Annotated in this window: 19 protein-coding genes; 15 read left to right on the top strand and 4 right to left on the bottom strand. The window is 65.4% G+C overall.

What is annotated here, in order from left to right; translation table 11 throughout:
• The first annotated feature begins 28 nt into the window (after positions 1–28).
• From LQT98_RS11110 to LQT98_RS11095, 4 genes are read left to right on the top strand one after another with little or no spacing between them, the layout of a single operon-like run.
• The gene (locus tag LQT98_RS11110; RefSeq protein WP_048408049.1) at positions 29–940 is read left to right on the top strand and encodes a phage tail protein; all 912 of its coding nucleotides are present in this window, start codon (positions 29–31) and stop codon (positions 938–940) included.
• Positions 941–944: 4 nt separating this feature from the next.
• Complete coding sequence (locus tag LQT98_RS11105) at positions 945–1,160, top strand: tail protein X (protein WP_048408050.1); 216 nt, start codon at positions 945–947, stop codon at positions 1,158–1,160.
• On the top strand, positions 1,157–2,212 hold the full coding sequence (locus tag LQT98_RS11100) for a phage late control D family protein (RefSeq protein WP_231462374.1): 1,056 nt from the start codon (positions 1,157–1,159) through the stop codon (positions 2,210–2,212). Before LQT98_RS11105 ends, LQT98_RS11100 begins: the two co-directional genes overlap by 4 nt.
• Entirely contained in the window at positions 2,209–2,862 is a 654-nt protein-coding gene (locus tag LQT98_RS11095) for a phage baseplate assembly protein V (protein WP_231462373.1), read from the top strand. Before LQT98_RS11100 ends, LQT98_RS11095 begins: the two co-directional genes overlap by 4 nt.
• Positions 2,863–2,951: 89 nt before the next feature.
• On the opposite strand, the gene LQT98_RS11090 is transcribed toward LQT98_RS11095, so the two are convergent.
• On the bottom strand, positions 2,952–3,293 hold the full coding sequence (locus tag LQT98_RS11090; RefSeq protein WP_048408053.1) for a hypothetical protein: 342 nt from the start codon (positions 3,291–3,293) through the stop codon (positions 2,952–2,954).
• 565 nt (positions 3,294–3,858) lie between these two features.
• Between LQT98_RS11090 and LQT98_RS11085 the strand changes: the two genes are divergently transcribed.
• The 11 genes from LQT98_RS11085 to LQT98_RS11035 all read left to right on the top strand — a co-directional run bounded on the left by LQT98_RS11085 (position 3,859) and on the right by LQT98_RS11035 (position 16,632).
• Complete coding sequence (locus LQT98_RS11085) at positions 3,859–4,875, top strand: hypothetical protein (RefSeq protein ID WP_231462371.1); 1,017 nt, start codon at positions 3,859–3,861, stop codon at positions 4,873–4,875.
• Positions 4,876–4,885: 10 nt separating this feature from the next.
• Positions 4,886–6,862 (top strand): hypothetical protein, encoded by a 1,977-nt coding sequence (locus LQT98_RS11080; RefSeq protein ID WP_231462370.1) that lies wholly within the window; start codon positions 4,886–4,888, stop codon positions 6,860–6,862.
• Between the two features lie 13 nt (positions 6,863–6,875).
• Positions 6,876–7,937, top strand: a complete 1,062-nt coding sequence (locus LQT98_RS11075; RefSeq protein WP_231462369.1) for a ferritin-like domain-containing protein — start codon at positions 6,876–6,878, stop codon at positions 7,935–7,937.
• 116 nt (positions 7,938–8,053) lie between these two features.
• Positions 8,054–9,286: a 3-dehydroquinate synthase gene (locus tag LQT98_RS11070; protein WP_231462368.1), complete on the top strand. Its 1,233-nt coding sequence runs from the start codon at positions 8,054–8,056 to the stop codon at positions 9,284–9,286.
• On the top strand, positions 9,273–10,508 hold the full coding sequence (gene eboE / locus LQT98_RS11065; protein ID WP_048408056.1) for a metabolite traffic protein EboE: 1,236 nt from the start codon (positions 9,273–9,275) through the stop codon (positions 10,506–10,508). Before LQT98_RS11070 ends, eboE begins: the two co-directional genes overlap by 14 nt.
• The gene (locus LQT98_RS11060) at positions 10,505–11,446 is read left to right on the top strand and encodes a UbiA family prenyltransferase (protein ID WP_231462367.1); all 942 of its coding nucleotides are present in this window, start codon (positions 10,505–10,507) and stop codon (positions 11,444–11,446) included. Before eboE ends, LQT98_RS11060 begins: the two co-directional genes overlap by 4 nt.
• A 15-nt stretch (positions 11,447–11,461) precedes the next feature.
• Positions 11,462–12,157, top strand: coding sequence for an EboA domain-containing protein (locus tag LQT98_RS11055; RefSeq protein ID WP_231462366.1), 696 nt, complete (start codon positions 11,462–11,464; stop codon positions 12,155–12,157).
• A complete protein-coding gene (locus LQT98_RS11050) occupies positions 12,144–13,034 on the top strand; it encodes a TatD family hydrolase (protein ID WP_197081345.1) in 891 nt (296 codons plus the stop codon). The genes LQT98_RS11055 and LQT98_RS11050 overlap by 14 nt, the downstream gene beginning before the upstream one ends.
• 4 nt (positions 13,035–13,038) lie before the next feature.
• On the top strand, positions 13,039–14,454 hold the full coding sequence (locus LQT98_RS11045) for an alkaline phosphatase family protein (protein ID WP_231462365.1): 1,416 nt from the start codon (positions 13,039–13,041) through the stop codon (positions 14,452–14,454).
• Between the two features lie 66 nt (positions 14,455–14,520).
• The gene (locus LQT98_RS11040) at positions 14,521–15,279 is read left to right on the top strand and encodes a hypothetical protein (protein WP_231462364.1); all 759 of its coding nucleotides are present in this window, start codon (positions 14,521–14,523) and stop codon (positions 15,277–15,279) included.
• Positions 15,280–16,194: 915 nt separating this feature from the next.
• A complete protein-coding gene (locus LQT98_RS11035) occupies positions 16,195–16,632 on the top strand; it encodes a hypothetical protein (protein WP_231462363.1) in 438 nt (145 codons plus the stop codon).
• 76 nt (positions 16,633–16,708) lie between these two features.
• Here LQT98_RS11035 and LQT98_RS11030 read toward each other — a convergent pair whose 3' ends face one another.
• The 3 genes from LQT98_RS11030 to LQT98_RS11020 form a co-directional block, all read right to left on the bottom strand.
• Positions 16,709–18,241 (bottom strand): catalase, encoded by a 1,533-nt coding sequence (locus tag LQT98_RS11030; protein ID WP_231462362.1) that lies wholly within the window; start codon positions 18,239–18,241, stop codon positions 16,709–16,711.
• Positions 18,242–18,366: 125 nt separating this feature from the next.
• Positions 18,367–18,945 carry a TMEM175 family protein gene (locus LQT98_RS11025; RefSeq protein ID WP_048408061.1) on the bottom strand — a complete coding sequence of 193 codons (579 nt, stop codon included), beginning with the start codon at positions 18,943–18,945 and terminating at the stop codon, positions 18,367–18,369.
• Between the two features lie 144 nt (positions 18,946–19,089).
• Positions 19,090–19,902, bottom strand: an 813-nt coding sequence (locus LQT98_RS11020; RefSeq protein WP_231462361.1) for a sensor histidine kinase, incomplete at its 5' end; no start/stop codon positions are given.

Here is a 19,902-nt window from a genome sequence, read left to right as displayed (position 1 = left end):
CTGTTTCCACCTATTTGGAGGGCAACCCATGTACGCGGTACTGGGCAATATCGAGTTTGATCTGATCACGTATTTCGACGGCCTGGAACAGCGCAGCGGCAGCGACTTCGCCGAGCACGGCCGCATCGGCGGCAAGCCGGTGCTGCAATTCGTCGGCGACAAGCTGGACGAAATCCGCATCGACCTGGTGCTGCACGCCGCCTATTGCCAGCCGGATGAGGAGCTGAAGAAGCTGCAGGCGGCGCGGCAGCAGCATCAGGCGCTGGCCTTGGTGCTGGGCAACGGCGATTACAAAGGCCGCTTCGTCATCACCGAGCTGCAAAGCACCGGTCGCCAGACCGACCGCAGCGGCAGCCTGCTGGCGGTGGAAGCCCAGCTCAGCCTGCGCGAGTTCGGCGGCGACGCGCCGCCCAAGCCCAAGCCGGCGCTGGCCAAGGCCGGCGCCGGGCTGCCGGCGGGCAAGCTCAAGCTGCCGGCCGGGCTGGAGCGCTTCAAGGCCGACATCGCCGGCCTGGCCAAGGTGGTGGCCCAGGTCAAAAGCGTGGTGGGCAAGGTCAAGACCGTGATCAACACCGCGCGCGACATCCGCCAATTGGCCGGCCGCGATCCGGCCGCCGCGCTGGAAAAACTGCCCGGCCTGCTCAAGGAGGTACAGGCGGTGGCGCCCGGCCTGCAAGTCAGCGCCGAGCAGATGGCCAAGTTCGAGCAATACAGCAAGCTGGCCGGCGACGCGGTGCGCGTGGGCCAGAGCCTGCAGCAGGCCAAGCTGAACATGAGCGCGATGGGCCGGCTGCTGGCCGGCACCCAAGCCGGCCAGGTGCTGGACAAGCTGGCCGCCTGCGAAGAAATCAACGGCCGCTCCGAAGTGGCCTTGCGCGAACTGGCCGAGCCGCTGGCCGGCCTGGCCGCCAAGGCCGCGGTGCGGCGCATCCTGAGGTGAAGCCATGTTCCTGAACCATGTGACTCAAGAAAACGAACGCTGGGACCAGATCGCCTGGCGCTATTACGGCGACGTCGGCCAGATGGCGCAGCTGATCGCCAACAACGCCCATGTGCCGATAGGCGAAACCCTGCCCGCAGGCCTGACCCTGGCGATTCCGGTGCTGGACGCCGCCGATAGCGCGGCGCTGGAGCAATTGCCGCCCTGGAGGCGGCCATGAGCGACAGCCGCGTGCAAGACGTGCCGACCCCGGCTTTCGAGCTCAGCTACAACGGCAAATCCATCACCGCCGACATCGCCGGCCACGTGCTCAGCATCGCCTACACCGATCACCTGAGCGGCGAATCCGATGAACTGGACGTGGAGCTGGAGGACGTGGACGGCCGCTGGCTGGACAGCTGGTATCCGGACAAGGGTGCCACGCTGGCGCTCAAGCTGGGCTATCGCGGCACGGCGCTGACGGCGGCGGGCAGCTTCGACATCGACGAAGTGGAATACCGCTCGCCGCCGTCCACCGTGCGCATCCGCGCGCTGGCCACCGGCGTGCAGCATCCGCTGCGCACCAAGAACGGCCGCGCCTATGAGCAGATCACGCTGCAAGCGCTGGCCCAGCGCATCGCCAAGCGCCACCGCATGCAGCTGCAGGGCAAGATCGAGGCGGTGAACATAGACCGGCTGACCCAGTATCACGAAACCGATCTGCAATTCCTGCAACGGGTGGCGGACCAGCACGGCTATGTCTGCAAGGTGATGGATAACAACCGCAAGCTGGTGTTCTGGAAGCGCAGCGATCTGATGCAGAGCGCCAGCGTGCGTCGCTACACTCCGGCCCAGCTGATGGGCTGGCAGGCGCAGGATCAGCTCAGCAAGGTGCCGGCCCAGGTGGACGTCAGTTATCACGATCCGGCCAAGCGCGTGCTGCGCACCGCCAGCGCGCGCGCCGACGCCAAGGCGCCGGGCGGCAAGGCCAGCAGCGCCGACACCGTCAAGCTCACCCGCAAGGCCGCCGGCAAGCGCCAGGCCGAGCAGATGGCCGCGGCGGAGCTGGAGCGCCGCCAGCTGGAGCGCACCCGCATGTCCGTCACCGTGGATGGCTCGCCGCAGCTGGCCGCCGGCAGCAATATCGATCTGGACGGCTTCGGCAAACTGTCCGGCCGCTACCAGATCCAGCGCGCCAGCCATCGCATCAGCCGCCAGGACGGCTATGTGTGCGAACTGGAATTGAAACGGGTGGCCGCCAGCGCCGCCCAGGATAAAAGGAAAACCCCATGAGCGACGTCCCCCTGCCGGAAGCGCTGGCCACCCTCAAGTTCGGCAGCGTCTCCGCCGTCGATGAAAACACCCAGCGCGTGCGGGTTCGGCTGCCGGAATTGGGCAGTCTGCGCACCGCCTGGCTGCCGGTGCTCAGCCGCAAGAGCGGCCGCGACAAGGACTACTGGCTGCCGGACATCGGTGAACAAGTGGCGGTGCTGCTGGACGCGCGCGGCGAGGACGGCGTGGTGTTGGGCGCCATTTTCTCCGCCGCCGACGCTGTGCCGGTGGTCAGCCGCGACAAATGGCATCGTCGCTTCGCCGACGGCGCGATTCTGGAATACGACCGCGCCGCGCATCAGCTCACCGTGCGCGGCGGGGTGAGCAAGGTGGTGGTGGAGGCGGGCGCCGAGATCACCCTCAAGGCCGGCGCCAAGGTCAGCATAGACGCGCCGGCCACCGAGATCAGCGGCACCTTGCTGGTCAAGGGCCTGCTCACCTACCAGGGCGGCCTGAACGGTTCCGGCGGCGGCGGCGCCAGCTTCGCCGGCAATATCAGCCAGAGCGGCGGCAGCTTCAACAATGCCGGCGGCGATGTGGTGGCCAGCGGCAAGAGCCTGGCCGGCCACGTGCATCCGGCGCCGGGCGGCATGACCGGCGGGCCGGTGTAAACGCGGCGCATCAGATCCGCCGCGGCGTTTACCACCCAGCCCCGATGGCGAGAGCCGTCGGGGCTGGGTGGCGTCTAGAGGCAAGGCTGTCAGATCAAGCGGTTCAACTCGCTGGCCGCGTTCAACTGCATCGCATGCAGCGGCTCCAGCATGAAGGCGAGATGGTTGCCCGGCGCGGCGTCGTCCTGGCACTGCCACAGCAACTGCAAGGCCGCGGCCAGGCTGGAGTTGGCGGCGTCCAGTTCCACCAGATGGCGGCTGGCGATCTGATGGATAGATTGGTGGCAGCGGCTCAGCTCATCGATCACCGCGTCCAGCATGCTCAGTTCGGCATGTTGCCGCCGCAGCGCCTGTAGCTGGGCGATTGCCTGCCCCAGCTGATGCGTGGGCTTGCCGGGCAGCGTCTGGAGCGGAGAAGAGGGGGTTGCCATGATGAAGTTTTCCAATGGATGTCGGCGCGGCCGGTCCGGACCTCGCCGGCACAGGGCGGGAGCGGCCTGACGGCCGTTGCGGGGCGGCGCGCCCGGCGCCGGAAAAACGCGGCGCGACGGGAATTGTCGTTCAGCGCCGGCGCCGGGGTCAAGCGTTGGCTGGATCCGGACGCGCCGCGTGCTGTCTTTAGTTTGTGTTCCACATTTTCCTTTGCGAGCGGTCTGGCGCCAGCTATAACCACACTTGCATGTAATGATATAAGCATGCTTATTTTTGATAGAAAATACTAAGTGAATGTACGTAGTGCGCTGCAGCTTGGCGCCGGTTCACGATCTTGCGCGCCGGGGCGCTGCGGCCGAGAAAGCGGAATGTACGCGTGGTACATGCGCATTTCGAGGACGCATTCGCCGTGTGGGGTTTCATAAGGCGTAGCGGATGTTGAACCGGCCCTAGGGAGGGGCGGCCCGGCCGCCCCATGGCGGCGCCGTCCGTGGCGGAGCTGATGCAGGCTGGCCGCAAGGGGACGGATGGCACCGAGGCTTCTCAATACAAGGAGCAGGATCGATGTCATTGCAACAGTCTGTCGCGGCTGGCTTGGGTCTGGCGCTGGTCTGCGCCGTCGCCGGCGTCCAGGCCGCCGACATGCCGGAGGCGTCCGCCGCCGCCGCGTTCAAGGCCATGAAGAATACGCCGGCGGCGCGTCACAGCTATTACACCGGCGGCGTGCACAACACCGTCGGCTGTCCGCTGCCGGGCAGCTGCGTCTATCCGCGCAAGCCCGGCGAACCCAGCGATCCGCTGTTCCCGGAATGGTGGGTCAGCAACTGGACCATGTACCGCATCTACAATCAGGCGGCGATCCAGCAATACCCGCCGCCGTACGCTTCGCCGCCGGCCGGCATGACGGAAGGCCAGGACTACGAAAAATCCTACGGCGCCAGCTACTACGATGCCAGCTATGTGCCGGCGGACGGCGACGGCCGCGGCGCGATGATGGAGCATTATGAAAAGCGCTGCCTGCCGATCTTCCCCGGCAGCAACCAGTACAGCTGCTCCTTCGTGTCCCTGGGCAACAAGGCTTACTTCCTGCGCTACGCGGACCGGCCCAAGGGCACGCCGCAGTGCTGCCAGTTCTCCTTGGACAACCACCCGCCGCGCCGCGACTTCATCAAGCACCTGCCGTACAACGCCGAGCAGAGCACCCATCTGAACGGCAGCGTCCAGGCGTACTCGCGCATCGTGCAGCCGGGCAGCATCCTGTTTGGCTACGCCTTCTACAAACAGCCGACGCGCGACGGCGGCAAGGGCGCGCCGTACCGCCATCCGCAGTCCTTCTTTTTCTCCGGCGATCCCGGCTCGCCGCCGGACGCGCCCATGGTCAGCCAGAACTACAGCAACTTCCGCGCGCAAAAGCCGGACCCGAAACGGACCTGGCTCAAAGTGGCCGAAATGTGCCCGGCCAAGCCGGAATGGTGCTGCCTGTTCGCCACCGATTGCCCGGACAAGGGCAAGGCGGACGCGCCGGCGGCCGACAAGGTCAATGCCCAACCCAACCCGAGCTGGGCCACCCTGCAGCCGTAAAGGAATCGCCATGAGTTATCTCGACTCTCCCCGCATCCACTTTTCCGGCTACTTCCAGTCGGACGTGTCCACCGTCAACAACAATGTCTGTTATTACGATTCCGACGCCTTCAAGGAGCAATACCAGGAGTACGGCGACGGCGGCTGGAATCCGCAGGGCACCGCCATCTTCCGCTTCGTCAGCTGCAGCGTCACCGGCGCCAGCCTCAACGGCAAGCCCATCACCAGCAGCGCCCAGGACCCCATCATCGGCATGGCGATGGAAAACGCCGATTGCCGCGCGCCGGGCAAGATGGCGGACCTGGACCCGCAGCAGCAAATGGTGTCGCAGATCTGGGCCTTGCAAGTGCGGCTGACCGATAATGTCGAGCGCGCGCTGTTCATCGGCGACATGCTGCCGGTGGGCTTCATGAATTTGTGGCTGCGCCAGCAGCACGGCGTCCGCTCCGACCAGCAACTGGCCGCCAACTACCAGTCCATCCTGGAAAACGTGCAATGGCACGGGCACAGCCGCTCGCCGGTGCTGGAAGCGATGCGCAAGGCCAGCCAGCACGGCCTGCTGGCCATCGAGTTCAACCTGTTCGGCTACGGCCGCGACCCGTCCATCCCGCGCTACACCCAGGGCCATATCGTCGGCACCATCGGTCCCTATCACGAGCGCGAGCCCAAGCATTTCGTGCTGGGCCGGCAAATGACCGCGCAACTGGATCAGGACCCGGACGCCTACCCGCTGGTGCCGGCAGGCGGCGTGTACTGCTTCCAGTGCAAGAACCACCCGGAGCGGCAGACCCTGACCGCGGACTTCGGCAACGCGCTGCCCATCGTCGACGCCAGCGGCGCCTTCGTCGATCTGGGGCCCTTGACGCTGGCGGTGTTGAAACAGCCGGCGCAAGCGCCGATCAGCGCCAGCCTGAGCCAGGACCAGGTCATCGTGCTGGGCCAGGTGGCCTATGACCCGCCGCAGCCGGGCGCGGCGGCCAGCGACGAGCCGTCGCCGTGGTTCCGTCAGACCGCGGCGGTCCAGGACTTCGACTACTCGGCCATTCCGGGCGCCAGGCAGGCGCTGGAAGCCTGCCCGCTGCTGTTGCTGAGCCCATCCGGTTCCGGCTACCAAGTGCTGGTGCAAGAGTCCATCGACGGCCTCTATGTGCGTTCCGACGAACATGTGCTGCGCTTGAACGCCGGCGAGAAGTTGCCGGTCAGCTTCTTCGCCAGCCGTTACGGCCAGCCGCTGTCCGCGCAGGTGAACGTGGAACTGCTGCCCGACGGCGCCACCCTGATGGGCGGCGGCCAGCCGCTGCCGCCGTCGCCGCCGCACAACAAACCGGTGCTGCCGCCCAAGATCAGCGTGCCGGCGGACGCGGTGCAGTACCCGGCGTCCTTCCACACCAACGACGGCGGCCACGGCCGCGCGGTGATCGGCGCGATCCCGGCCGGACCGGGCAATCCGCGCGGTTATATCGACGGCCAGTTGTACGGCATCGGTTATCAACTGCAGCAGCAGCCGCAGGACTATGTCAGCAACTACTGGAACTTCGTCAGCGTGCTGGCCTTCGACCGCGTGCCGGAGCCGGAGCACCCCACTTGGTACGACGATATCCGGCCCATCTTCGTCCAGTACGGCAACCTCTATCCCATCATGAGCAAGCATGTGGTGGACCTGGGCGATTACGACTCCGTGGTGCGCCATCTCGACATCCTCAAACTGGCGTTCTCGCTGCCGATGAGCGATCCCAACCACATGCCGGTGACGCGCGATCTGTCCGACGACAAGCGCGCCATCATCCTCAAGTGGCTGCGGCGGACCGACGCCCAGGGCAAGCCGCTCAAGGGCACGCCGTCGGCCAAGGCCGCCGCCGCGTCCGCGCCGCAGGCGGTGGACGCCAACGCGGTGGCGGTGACCTTGGACGATCTGCAAATCGCCGGCAAGAGCGCGGTGGTGCTGCAACGCCAGGCGCAGCGCAAAGCCGCGCCGTCGAAGGATTGAGGGAGAACAGACCATGATTCGCTTGCAACGCAGCATCATCCACGGCATCCGCGCCGCCAAGACCGCGGCCGACCTGCACTACTACCTGCAAAACGCGGTGGAACTGGAGCACGCCACCATTCCGCCCTATCTGACCGCGATGTTCTCGCTGAAGGCGGGCTACAACGAGGAAATCCGCCAACTGATCCACAGCATCGTGATGCAGGAAATGCTGCACATGTGCATCGCGGGCAACATCCTGATCTCCATCGGCGGCCATCCGCAGATCAACAAGCCGCCGTTCATCCCCAAATATCCGGGGCCGCTGCCGATGTCCATCGGCGGCGAGGGCTTCATCGTCGGCATCGAGCCGTTTTCCAAGGAGCTGGTGTTCAACACCTTCATGGTGATCGAGGAGCCGGAAGACCCGGTGCCGGTGGAAACGCCCAAGCTCGCCGCCGAGGACGAGCCGGACTACGCCACCATCGGCGAGTTCTACGACGCGATCAAGAAGAAGATCAAGGAGCTGGGCGACGGCATCTTCATCCCGGCCACCGTGCCCAAGCAGGTGCTGGGCTGGTTCTCGCCGGAGCGGCTGTTCCCCATCACCGACGTGGCCAGCGCCCTGCACGCCATCAACATCATCATCGTCGAAGGCGAGGGCACCAGCACCAACCCGAACCAGTCGCCGGGCAACCCGGCGCACTACTACAAGTTCGGCGAAATCTACTACGGCCGCCGCATCGTCAGCACCCCGGATGGCGGCTACGCCTACGCCGGCGCCCCGGTGCCCTACGACGAGGACGGGGTGTACCCGATGGTGTCCAACCCGCAGGACTACGACTACCAGGACAACACCCAGGCCAAGGTGAGGGTGGAAGCCTTCGCCTACAGCTACAGCAGCCTGCTCAACGCCTTGCACCAGGCCTTCAACGGCGAGCCCAAGCGCATCGATACCGCCATCGGCCTGATGTACGACCTCAAGGTGCAGGCGGTCAGCCTGATGGAAACGCCGGTGGCGCCGGGTAGCGAGCAGACCGCAGGGCCCAGCTATCGCTACGTGAATACGCAAGGAGGGATGGACAGCAGCGATTAACGCCGTCCGCCATTGCGCAAGGCCACAGCGGTCCGGCGGATGCCGGGCCGCGTTTGCCATCTCGCCGAGTCGTCAACGCGCGGCAGACACTAGAACAGCTTCTTAGGAACACAGCCATGCCACTGCCAGCCAGCAAGTCCCAGCTCAGCCCGGATCCGGGCGGCCGCAGCGCCGGCGCCATGACCATGCAGCGCTTCAGCGTGCCGTTCGAATACCCGGTGTATTTCGGACGCGGCCTGCTCAGCGATCCCGGCAACCTGCTGCTATTGCAGGCGATCTGCCGGCGCGAGCCGGAACGGCGCCATCGCTTCGTGGTGGCGATAGACCAGGACGTGGCCGCTGCCCATCCGCGGCTGCCCGCCGCCTTCGAACGCTACGCCCGGCGCCACCGCGCGGCGCTGGAACTGGCCGCGCCGCCGCGGCTGGTGCCGGGCGGCGAAGCCTGCAAGAACGACCCGGAGCAGCTGTTCGCGCTGCAAGGCTGGCTGCAGCACTGCCATGTCGACCGCCACAGCTGCCTGGTCATTGTCGGCGGCGGCGCGCTGCTGGACATGGCCGGCTTCGCCGCCGCCACCACCCATCGCGGCGTGCGCGTGGTGCGCATGCCCACCACCGTGCTGGCGCAGAACGATTCCGGCGTCGGCGTCAAAACCGCGATCAACGCCTTTGGCGCCAAGAACTTCCTCGGCGCCTTCGCCCCGCCGTTCGCCGTGCTCAACGACTACGACTTCATCGCCAGCCTGCCGCGCCGCGACCGCATCGCCGGCATCGCCGAAGCGGTGAAAGTGGCGGCGATACGCGACCGCGCCTTCTTCGACTGGCTGGACGCCAACGCCGAAGCGCTGGCCGCCGGCGACGACGAGGCGATGCAATGGATGATACGGCGCTGCGCCGAACTGCACCTGAACCACATCGGCCAGGGCGGCGACCCCTTCGAGTTCGGCAGCGCCCGGCCGCTGGATTTCGGCCACTGGGCCGCGCACAAGCTGGAAGCGCTGAGCGGCTACGCGCTGCGCCACGGCGAAGCGGTGGCGATAGGCCTGGCGCTGGACTGCCGCTACGCGGTGCTGGCCGGCCTGCTGCGCGAAGCGGCCCAGCTCAGCCTGCACCGGTTGCTGCAGCGGCTGGGCTTTGCATTGTGGCACCCGGCGCTGGACTGGCGCGACGGCGAGCGCCGCCAACTGCTGGCCGGCCTGGATGAGTTCCGCGAACACCTTGGCGGCGAACTGACCATCACCCTGCTGCAGCGTTTGGGGCAGGGCGTGGAAGTGCACGCCATCGACGCGGATCGGATGAACGCGGCCATAGACTGGCTGCGCGACAGGAGTGATGACCATGTTGCTGCTTAACCCCCAATCCCGCCCGGACAGCCAGGCGGCCGGCCAATTCCCCGCGACCCACCTGAGCTATTGCAGCAATATCCACCCCGGCGAAAGCTGGTCGGAAATGCGCGCCCAGCTCGGCTTCCACCTGCCGCGCATCAAGGCGCGGGTGGCGCCGGACCGGCCGTTCGGCATCGGGCTGCGCCTGTCCGCGCTGGCGTCGCGGCAACTGGAGGCCGCGCCGGCGCTGGACGAGTTCCGCGCCTTCCTGGCCCAGCACCAATGCTATGTGTTCACCATCAACGGCTTCCCCTTCGGCGCCTTCCACCGCCAAGCGGTGAAGGACGCGGTCTACCTGCCGGACTGGCGCGACCCGCAGCGGCTGATCTACAGCAACCGGCTGGCCCAGTTGCTGGCCGCGCTGCTGCCGGAGGAAATGAACTACGGCAGCGTCAGCACCGTGCCCGGCGGCTATCGCCAGCACCTGAGCGGCGACGGCAGCGCCGCGCTGTGGATTTCCACCCATCTGCTGGAACACGCGGTCTTCCTGCACCGCCTGCACCGCGACAGTGGCCGCCGCATCGTGCTGGCGCTGGAGCCGGAGCCGGATTGCCTGCTGGCCACCAGCGAGGACGCGGTGGCCTTCTTCGAACTGCACCTCCTGAGCCGGGCCGCGCTCAACCAGGTGGCCAAATGGTGCGGGGTCAAGCGCGAGGAGGCCGAAGCCATCGTGCGCCGCCACCTGGGCGTGTGCCTGGACGCCTGCCACGCGGCGGTGGAATACGAGCAGCCGGAAGACGCGGTGGCGCGGCTGGAACAGGCCGGCCTCTCCATCGCCAAGCTGCAGCTCAGCTCCGGCCTGCGCGTGACGCGGCCGGACCGGATGGCGGCCGAGGCGCTGCGCGCCTTCGCCGAAGACACCTATCTGCACCAAGTGGTGGCGCGGCGCGGCAGCGAACTGCTGCGCTACCCGGACCTGCCGATGGCGCTGGCGGCATTGCCGCAGCAAGCGGCGGACGAATGGCGCATCCACTTCCACGTGCCCATCTGCCATGCCGCGCTGGGGCCGTTCGCCAGCACCCAGGACTTTCTGTCGCGGCTGCTGGCGCAGCAACGCCTGCGGCCGATATGCAGCCACCTGGAAGTGGAAACCTATAGCTGGAGCGTGCTGCCGCCGGCCCATCGCCAGGGCGACCTGGGCGAGGCGATCTGCCAGGAACTGCAATGGGTGGAGGGCCAGCTGCGATGAGCGGCCAGCGCGCGCTGCCGATACCCAAGACCAGCGCCCGGCGACGCCTGTCGCGGCGCCACGCGCGCCAGACCCGGCGGCGCGTGGCCGGGGTCTGGTCGCTGGCGCTGCGCCTGGGCCGGGTGTCCAACCTGCCCACGGTGTGGAGCAATGTGCTGGCCGGCGCGGCGCTGTCCGGCCACGCCGTAGGCGGTGGCGCGCTGGCCTTGCTGCTGCTGGCGCTGTCGCTGATCTACGTGGCCGGCATGTATCTGAACGACGCCTTCGACCGCCGCATCGACGCGCGCGAGCGGCCGGAGCGGCCGATTCCCGCCGGCCTGGTGTCGGCGCGGCTGGTGTTCCTGGCCGGCTACGCGCTGCTGGCCGCCGGCGTCGCCGTGCTGGCGGCGCTGGGCCCGTCCGCCTTCCTCGCCGGCCTGTGCCTGGCCGCCACCGTGTTGGTGTATGACCTCTGGCACAAACGCAACCCGCTCAGCCCGCTGCTGATGGGCTTGTGCCGGATGCAGGTCTACCTGATCTGCGGCCTGGCGCTCAGCGGCGGCGCGCTGTCCGGCCCGCTGCTGCTGGCGGCGCTGGCGCTGCTGGCCTATCTGATCGCGCTGACCTATGTGGCCAAGCAGGAAGGCCGCGCCGGCCTGGGCCGGCTGGCGCCGCTGCTGGGCCTGGCCGCGCCGCCGCTGTTCCTGCTCAGCCAGCCGTTCCAGCCGTGGACGCTGCCCTTCCTGCTGCTCAGCCTGGGCTGGAGCGCGCACTGCCTGCGGCTGGCCTGGCCCGGACCCGGCCGCGATATGCCGCGCGCAGTCGGCGGACTGATCGCCGGCATCGCGCTGGCGGATGCGCTGTTCATCGCCGCCGCCGGCCTGCCGCAGTGGGCGGTGCCGGCGGCGCTGGCCGCCTGGCTGACCCTGAGCTGGCAACGCCGGGTGCCCGGCACCTGAACGGAGAGTCGCATCATGGAAATGCAAACCATGCTGGCGGATCAGATCCACGCCAGCCTGCTGGACGCCGCGGACCGCCACAACGCCGCCCAGGCACTGGTGTGGCTGGAGTCCTGTCGCCGGTTCGCCGCCGCGCCGGACCCCGAGGCCGCGCGCCGGCTGTTCAGCGTGGCCAAGCGGCAATTGGCGGCGCTGACCCTGCTGCCCAAGGGCGCGCTCAAGGCCTTGCAGGCCCAGGGCGTGCTGGCGGCGGAAGCGTGGTCGCCCGGCGACGCCGGCCGCGCGCTGCTGCTATTGCGCGCGCTGGCCGCCGGCGCCGGCTTCGAACTGGCGTTCGACCTCTACCGCGGCGGCGACAGCCTGGAACAACAGGCCGTGGTCAAGGCGCTGATCCTGCTGCCGGAGCCGGAACGCTGGCTGGCGCTGGCCACCGACGCCAGCCGCAGCCACGTGGCCGGCGTGTTCCAGGCGCTGGCCTGCGACAACGCCTACCCGGCGCAATGGTTTCCCGATCTCAATTTCAACCAGCTGGTGCTTAAGGCGCTGTTCACCGGCGCGCCGGCGCGGCATATCGCCGGCCTGGAACGGCGCTGGAGCCCGGAGCTGGCACAGATGGTGGCCGCCTACGCCAGCGAGCGCCGCGCCGCCGGCCGTAGCGTGTCCGACGACATCGTTTTCCTACTGCAAGGACTGCATCATGAAAATGTTTGATCCGCACATCCACATGACCTCCCGCACCACCGACGACTACCAGGCGATGAGCCGGGCCGGCATCAGCGTGGTGGTGGAACCGGCGTTCTGGATGGGCCAGCCGCGCCGCCATGTCGGCAGCTTCGACGACTACTTTCTGTCGCTGCTGGGCTGGGAGCGCTTCCGCGCCGCCCAATTCGGCATCCGCCACTTCTGCACCCTGGGCCTCAATCCCAAGGAAACCAACAACCCGGACGTGGCCGATGGCGTGATGGCGCTGCTGGAGCGCTACCTGGACAAGGATGGCGTGGTGGCGGTGGGCGAAATCGGCTTCGACGACGAAACCCCGGCCGAAGAGCGCTACTTCGCCCGCCAGCTGGAACTGGCGATACAGTTCGACCTGCCGGCGCTGGTGCACACCCCGCACCGCGACAAAAAGGCCGGCACCGTGCGCAGCCTGGCGCTGGTGCGCGACAGCGGCATCGCGCCGGAACGGGTGCTGATCGACCACAATACCGAAGAAACCCTGCCGCTGGTGCTGGACTCCGGCTGCTGGGCCGGCCACTCCATCTACCCCAACACCAAGATGGACGAGCCGCGCATGGTGGCGCTGGTGCGCCAGTACGGCAGCGAACGCATCATCATCAACAGCGCCGCCGACTGGGGCGTCAGCGACCCGCTGAAAGTGCCCAAGACCGTGGACGCGATGCGCGCCGCCGGCATCGCCGAGCGCGACATCGAAACCATAGTCTGGCGCAACCCGCTGGACTTCTTCGCCCAGAGCGGCCGGCTGGACATCGAAGAAGCCAACAGCCCGCTGGCGGTGGACCAGCGCCGCCTGTACCAGGGCAACTCCGTGCTGCGCGGCCAGAACCCGCAAGTGGACATCGTGGACTAAAGCCATGCAACGTACCCTGGTGTTGAACGTGGTGGGCCTGACCCCGCAGTTGCTGCGGCACGCGCCGCACCTGAGCCGGCTGGCGGCGCGCGGCGCGCAGCGGCCGATCAGCGCGGTGATGCCGGCGCTGACCTGTACGGCCCAAGCCACCTATCTGACCGGCCTGCTGCCGCAGGCGCATGGCTGCGTCGCCAACGGCTGGTACTCGCGCGAACTGGCGGAGCCGCTGTTCTGGAAGCAGAACAACGCGCTGATCCAGGGCGAGAAACTCTGGCACGAGGCCAAACGCCTGCACGCCGGCTTCAGCTGCGCGCAATTGTTCTGGTGGTACAACATGTACGCCGACGTGGACTGGAGCGTGACCCCGCGCCCGATCTACAAGGCCGACGGCCGCAAGCTCCCGGACTTCTACTGCAATCCGCCGGAACTGCACGCCGAGCTCAGGCAGAAGCTGGGCGATTTTCCGCTATTCCACTTTTGGGGGCCGGCGGCGGACATCCGTTCCAGCCGCTGGATCGCCGACTGCGCGCTGCATCTTTACCGTTCGCGCCAGCCCACGCTGACCCTGGTCTACCTGCCGCATCTGGACTACTGCCTGCAAAGGTTGGGGCCGGATCATCCCGGCGTGGCGGCGGAAGTGGCGGCGGTGGACCAGCTGTGCGGCGAACTGATCGAGCAGGCGGACCGCGACGGCGGCCACATCATCGCCTTGTCCGAGTACGGCATCACCCCGGTCAGCAACGACATCGCGATAAACCGCATCCTGCGCATGGCCGGCTGGCTCAAGGTGCGCGAGGAGCAGGGCGAGGACAAGCTGGATTGCGGCGCGTCGGCGGCTTTCGCGCTGGCGGACCACCAGATCGCTCATGTCTATGTGCGTCAGCCGGAGCTGGTGCCGGAGGTGAAGGCGCTATTGCTGGAGCTGGACGGGGTGGAGATGGTGCTGGACCAGGCCGGCAAGCGTCTGCTGGGTCTGGATCACCCGCGTTCCGGCGAATTGGTGGCGGTGAGCCGGCCGGACCGCTGGTTCAGTTATTACTATTGGCTGGACGACGCGCACGCGCCGGACTTCGCGCGCACGGTGGATATTCACCGCAAGCCGGGTTACGACCCGGTGGAGCTGTTCCTGGACCCGACCTTGAGCTGGCCGAAGTTGAACATTGGCTGGACTTTGCTGAAGCGCAAGCTGGGCATGCGCAGTCTGTTGGAGGTGATTCCGCTGGACCCGTCCCTGGTGCGGGGTTCGCATGGGCGGCCCACCTTGAATCCGGAGCATGGGCCGGTGTTGATCAGTTCTTTGCCGGAGGGTTTGCCGCCGGGGGCGGTGCCGGCGACGGGGGTGAGGGATGTGATCATGAATCATTTGTTTGGGGAGGTGGAGGCGGGGGTGGGGTATGGGGTGCATGGGGTGATGGAGTAGGGTGTATGCCAAATGTTTTGGAACATACCGTGAGAAGTAGCTCTAGGCATTGAATGGGAGTTGTGTATGAAAAAAATTATTTTAAGTTGGTTGCTACTTTGGGGATGTGTAGCCAGTGTTTTAGCTGAAGGCTTGTCTTTTGGGATGTTTACTTCTTCTGCTGAGAGGGTGAAAGAGTTCAAACAGTTTTTTCGTGTAGGGGATCGCGTGTCGGAGGCGTTGGAGATTAATGGGAAAAAATATCGCTTGCCTGATGGAGATTGGCGAGTAGCTGCTGTTGTGGCTTCTGTTGGAAATATTAGAAATGTATCAACAGGGAATGAGGATAGCTCCAATCCGCATGGGCAACTATTTTTATTCTCTAGCGATAAATCCGAGGTGGATAAATTTTTGGCAATTACTCTGCCATTAGGTCCGCTGCGTAATCGTAGCTGGATAGGTAATCTTCCTGGTTTGTGTCAGGCTGATTGGAGCCCGAAATCAAAGATTTGGCAAGAAGCAGTAAGCTTGGACCATGCGGCATTGGATTGTTCAGCAGTTTATGTTGGTAGAGTTTTTTCCTGGAATGACGATTTGACGAATGCGGCGAAGTTTGGCTTGAAAGACTTGGGAGTAAATTATGGTCGTGCGGCTAACTATTTAGCTTCTGGTACTTATTTATCGAGAGGGGCGGGAACTTATTTCTTGACCTACGGAGAGTACGTTGATAGTCAGCGTTATGAAGATGTAACTCCTTTTAAGGAGAAAAATGAGAAAGTGATTGAAATGTTCAACTATAAATCTGATAAATTAAGACGTAGTTTTCACCAAGATGTTGGAGGCTGATATTAACCCTTCGGCTAGTAAAAGTGTGTGTTTGGCAATATGGTTTTAATTTTATTTATGTGTTGAATCCGCTGCGCGGATGATGGTTTGCATTGCCGGGGCTGCCCGGCAGGCAGGAAGGGGAATTTGTTCGGCCAAATTCCCCTTCACCCCAAAGGCCGCCCTGCAAGCCTGGCCTGCGGCTTCCCGCCGGTTCCCGTCAGGCCCGAGGCGCGGCTGAACTCGCAGCGCGCTAACGTCGCGCTGCTCGAACAGGCAGCCGCTTAAGACCTCGGGCCTGCCACCCGACGGCAGGCTTGAAGGGACCTGGGGCGCGTCGGATACGTGGTTTCTTCTTGGTTCTTTGGAGATATCCACAGATCGGGTGGAATTGGATAGTTATCCCCAAAAGGGAGCCACTTAGCCAAGTCATTGATCTTTTTTAAGAGAGCAGACCACCTCGTGTAGCGCCCTGGTGTCCCCTCGGGGCGCGCTCCGGGTTTCGCGTCCTGGGGGACGAGGGGGGATGAAAGGGGGCGGCGGTCCGCCCCCTTCCCGTTCGCCGGGCGGAACCGGCCCTAAATCAATATCCGCGCAGCGGATTCAAAACCAGATCACTCAACAAGTAAGCCACGCTCAAGCAAAGCAACCACCCCACCTTGACCCCAAGCGTCCCCTCAGGAACAATCCCCACGTTGCCGCCAGAACAAGCGGCACACGGGATTGGCGTCCCGTTCGTGTGTACTACCAGCCTACGCAGCATACTGCGCGGGCTGTTTCACCATGGCGGTGCTGTTTGGCAGGCGCATGGTGGGAGAGTGCCATGCACTCACCGGTCTGGTACACACCCGGTACGCCAATCCTGCCACGCGCCTGCCTAATACCTCAGCCTTCCCCGGCAGGTGGTTTATCTTGTGTCACAGCAGGAGAAACACCATGCAACAAACTCACCCCTTCCCCCGCCGCCGCCGCTACAAACTGCCGGCCCACGAACAACAAGACACCCTGCTTCCCTTCGTTAGCTATCTGCCCGAACGCAGCTATCCGCATTATTGGCAAATGCCCGCGCCCGACGACGACTTCGCCGCCAATGTCGCTTATGGCCGCGAATGCGCCGGCCACCTGCTGCAATGGCTGAAGGACAACCAGCCCTATGCCGGAGGCGGACTGCTTAGCCGCATCGCCCGCGACATCGACTTTGACGACATCGATGGCCGTGGCTATTGGATAGGCTTCTTCAACCTGCTGGAGCATGCGCTGCTGCTGAGCGCGCTGCATCTCAAGGTCTTCCCTTATGTGGACCATTACCACCGTACGCATGAGGGCAGGATCTGGCGCCGGCAGCTGGAAGAACGTTTCGGTCGCAAGCACTAAACCGCCGCGGAATCGGAGCGCACGCAAAAAAAACGGGGCGGCCATAGGCCGCCCCGCTTCACTCAAGCGGCTACGCTTATTCCTGCAACAGCGCCGCCCTGCGCTCAATCCCCTTCACCTCCACCTTCAAGGCCTTGGCCAGGCGCTCGCCGTATTGGCGGTCCGCCTTGTAGAAGTGCGACAGCATGATGTCGCGGGTCTCCACATTGCGCACCTTGGCCAGGTCGCCGGACAGATTGCGGATCAAGTCAGCCTGGTCCTGCGCGCTCAGCGAGCGATAGAACTCGCCGGCCTGCTGGAAGTTCAGCGTCTTGGCGATGGCCTCCTGCTGAGTGTTGCCCTGCAAGGGCAGGCGGCTGTGCTTGAACTGCGGGTCCTGCGGCTTGGGAGCCAGCCGGCTGGGCTCGTAATTGACGCTGCCCTGGCGGCCGGAGGCGTTATGCGCGCCGTCCTGATTGTTGTTCACCACCTCAACCCGCGGGCGGTTCACCGGCAGCGCCTGGAAATTGGTGCCGACGCGGTGCATCTGGGTGTCCAGATAGGAGAACAGCCGGCCTTGCAACAAGCGGTCTTCCGAGGCCTCGATGCCCGGCACCAGATTGGCCGGCGACATCGCCACCTGCTCGGTGGCTTCGAAGAAGTTGGCCGGCACCTGGTTCAGCGTCATGGTGCCCACCTTGCGTTCCGCCACGCCGGTCCACACCTTGGTGGGGTCCAGCGGGTTGAAGGCGAAGCGGTTCATGTCCTCGGGCTGGATCAACTGCACGTACAAGTCCCAGGACGGGTAGCGCTTCTGCTCTATGCTTTGCAGCAGGTCCGCGGTGGCGTGGCTGACCGATTGGCCCTGCACCTTGGGCAGTTCGTCCGGGCGCAGATTGCGTTCGCCCTGGCGCGATTTCCAGGTGAACTTGGCGTATTGGTAGCGGCCGTCGGCGGCCACCAGCTTCAGCGCGTGCACGCTGCTGCCGTTCATTTCGCGGTAATTGGCCGGGGTGCCGTAGTTGGAGTACACCCGGGTCAGCATATGGGTGGATTCCGGCAGATGGGAGAAGAAGTCGAACACGCGGTTGGGGTCTTGCTCATTGCTGACCGGGTCCGGCTTCAGCGAATGCACCATGTCCGGGAACTTGATCGCGTCGCGGATGAAGAACACCGGCAGGTTGTTGCCCACCAGGTCCCAGTTGCCCTGGGCGGTATAGAACTTGGTGGCGAAGCCGCGCGGGTCGCGGTCGGTTTCCGGCGCGCCGCGGCTGCCGATCACGGTGGAGAAGCGCACGAACACCGGCGTTTTTTCGCCCTTGCGGAACACCAGGGCGCGGCTGGCGTCCTGCAAGCCTTCGCTGGCGACGAAAACGCCGCCGGCGCCGGCGCCGCGCGCGTGCACCACGCGCTCGGGGATGCGCTCGCGGTCGAAGCGCTGCAGCTTTTGCAGCAGTTGGATGTCTTGCAGCAGGGTGGGGCCGTTGGGGCCGGCGGTCTGGCTGTTTTGGTTGTCGCCCACCGGCGCGCCGTTGTCCTGGGTCAGGTTGGCGGCTTGGGCCAGGGTGGCGCTACAAGCCAGCGCCAGGGTAAAAAGCTTGCGGTTCACGGAAAAGGTCAGAACTGACATTGGCACTCCCATAAATTATTAGAACATTTACTAAGGGAGCGGCCATTATCGGAAGCGACGATAGTTTTGTTAAATCTTAAATTACAATTTGTTTGATAGTGTTTATTAATGGAACGGAAACCGCCTTATTCCTCCGCCAGCAGTCGCTCGATGCGGCGGTCCGGCACCAGCCAGATCAGCGCGATCAGCGCGTACATTGCCGCGGACAGCCATTCCCAGTGGAAGGCGGCGGCAATGCCGATCAGATAGCACAGCGGGGAGAGCTTGCCCTTGATGTCCTTGCCCAAGGCCTCGGACAGCCGGCTGCGGTTGCCGGGCAGGCACAGCAGCGATTGCTGCATCAGCCACCAGGCCAGCGCGCACATCAGCAGCACCACGCCGTACAGCGCCACCGGCAGCGGCGCGAAGTGGTTTTCGCCCATCCAGCCGGTGACGAAGGGGATCAGCGACAGCCAGAACAGTAGGTGCAGATTGGCCCACAGCACGCGGCCGTCCACGCGCTGGATGGCGTGGAAGAAGTGATGGTGGTTGTTCCAGTACAGGCCCACGTAGATGAAGCTGAGCACATAGCTGAGGAAGACCGGCCAGTGCGCTTGCAGCGCCGCCCAAGTGGTGTCGTGCGGGACTTTCAGTTCCAGCACCATGATGGTGATGATGATGGCGAGCACGCCGTCGCTGAAGGCTTCCAGCCGGTTCTTTCCCATGATGTTCCTATCAGCTGTTTCAATCGGATGATAGGGGCAGTATAGACGGCTTTCAGAGCGTGTTTACGATCGGGCGAGCAAGGGCGGGACAAGGCGTACTCACCGCGCAATGCGCCCACGGCGCAGCAGACGTTGAGCAGGTCCTTAGCCCGGCCGTTGGGCCGGCGCCGGGCGGTAAGGCAGGCGGATGCGGGTGACGAAGCGCTCGCCGTCCAGGCGCGCGTTGAGCGAGGCCTCGGCGTCGAAATACAGCTCCAGCCGCTCGGCCAGATTGTCCAGCGCCATGTGGTGGCCGGGCGTGGCAGCCGCCGGTTCGGGGTTGACCGGATTGCTGATGGTCAATTCCAGCTGCTGCTCGTGGCGGCGCGCCTGGATGCGGATTTCGCCGCCGTCGGGCAGCCGTTCTATGCCGTGGAACACCGCGTTTTCCGCCAGCGGTTGCAGGATCAGCGGCGGCAGCGCCGCGTCCAGCGGCGCTTGCACGTCCCAGCTTACTTGCAGGCGCGCGCCCAGGCGCACCGCTTCTATCGCCAGATACATGGACGCCAGTTCGATCTCGCGGCCCAGCGTGGATTGCCGCGCTGGGTCCGCCAGTTGGGCGCGGAACAGATCGGCCAGGTTTTCCAGCACCATTTCCGCCTTGTCCGGCTGGGGGCTGATCAGCGCGATGGCGGCGTTGAGGCTGTTGAACAGGAAGTGCGGGCGGATGCGCGCCTGCAGCGCGATCAGCCGCGCTTCGGACAGCGCCGGCGACAGCGCGCGCGCGCGCAGATTGAGGTAGTGCTGCATCAAGCCGCCCACCGCGCCGGCCAGCAGCACCTGGCCCCAGGGCATGGGTTCCAGCGGGCTGAGCAGGCGGCCGCACAGGGCGAAGGACAGCAGGCAGACGCCGGCGGTGGCCAGCACGGTGCGCCGGCGGCGGTGCAGGCGCGGGCCCAGCAGCGCCAGCAGGCCCAG

Origin of the sequence: Chromobacterium aquaticum, from assembly GCF_021129195.1 — a bacterium.
GTDB classification, from domain to species: Bacteria; Pseudomonadota; Gammaproteobacteria; order Burkholderiales; family Chromobacteriaceae; genus Chromobacterium; species Chromobacterium aquaticum.
The sequence above is the reverse complement of the archived record's forward strand: the minus strand, read 5'-3'. Positions and strand labels throughout refer to the sequence as shown.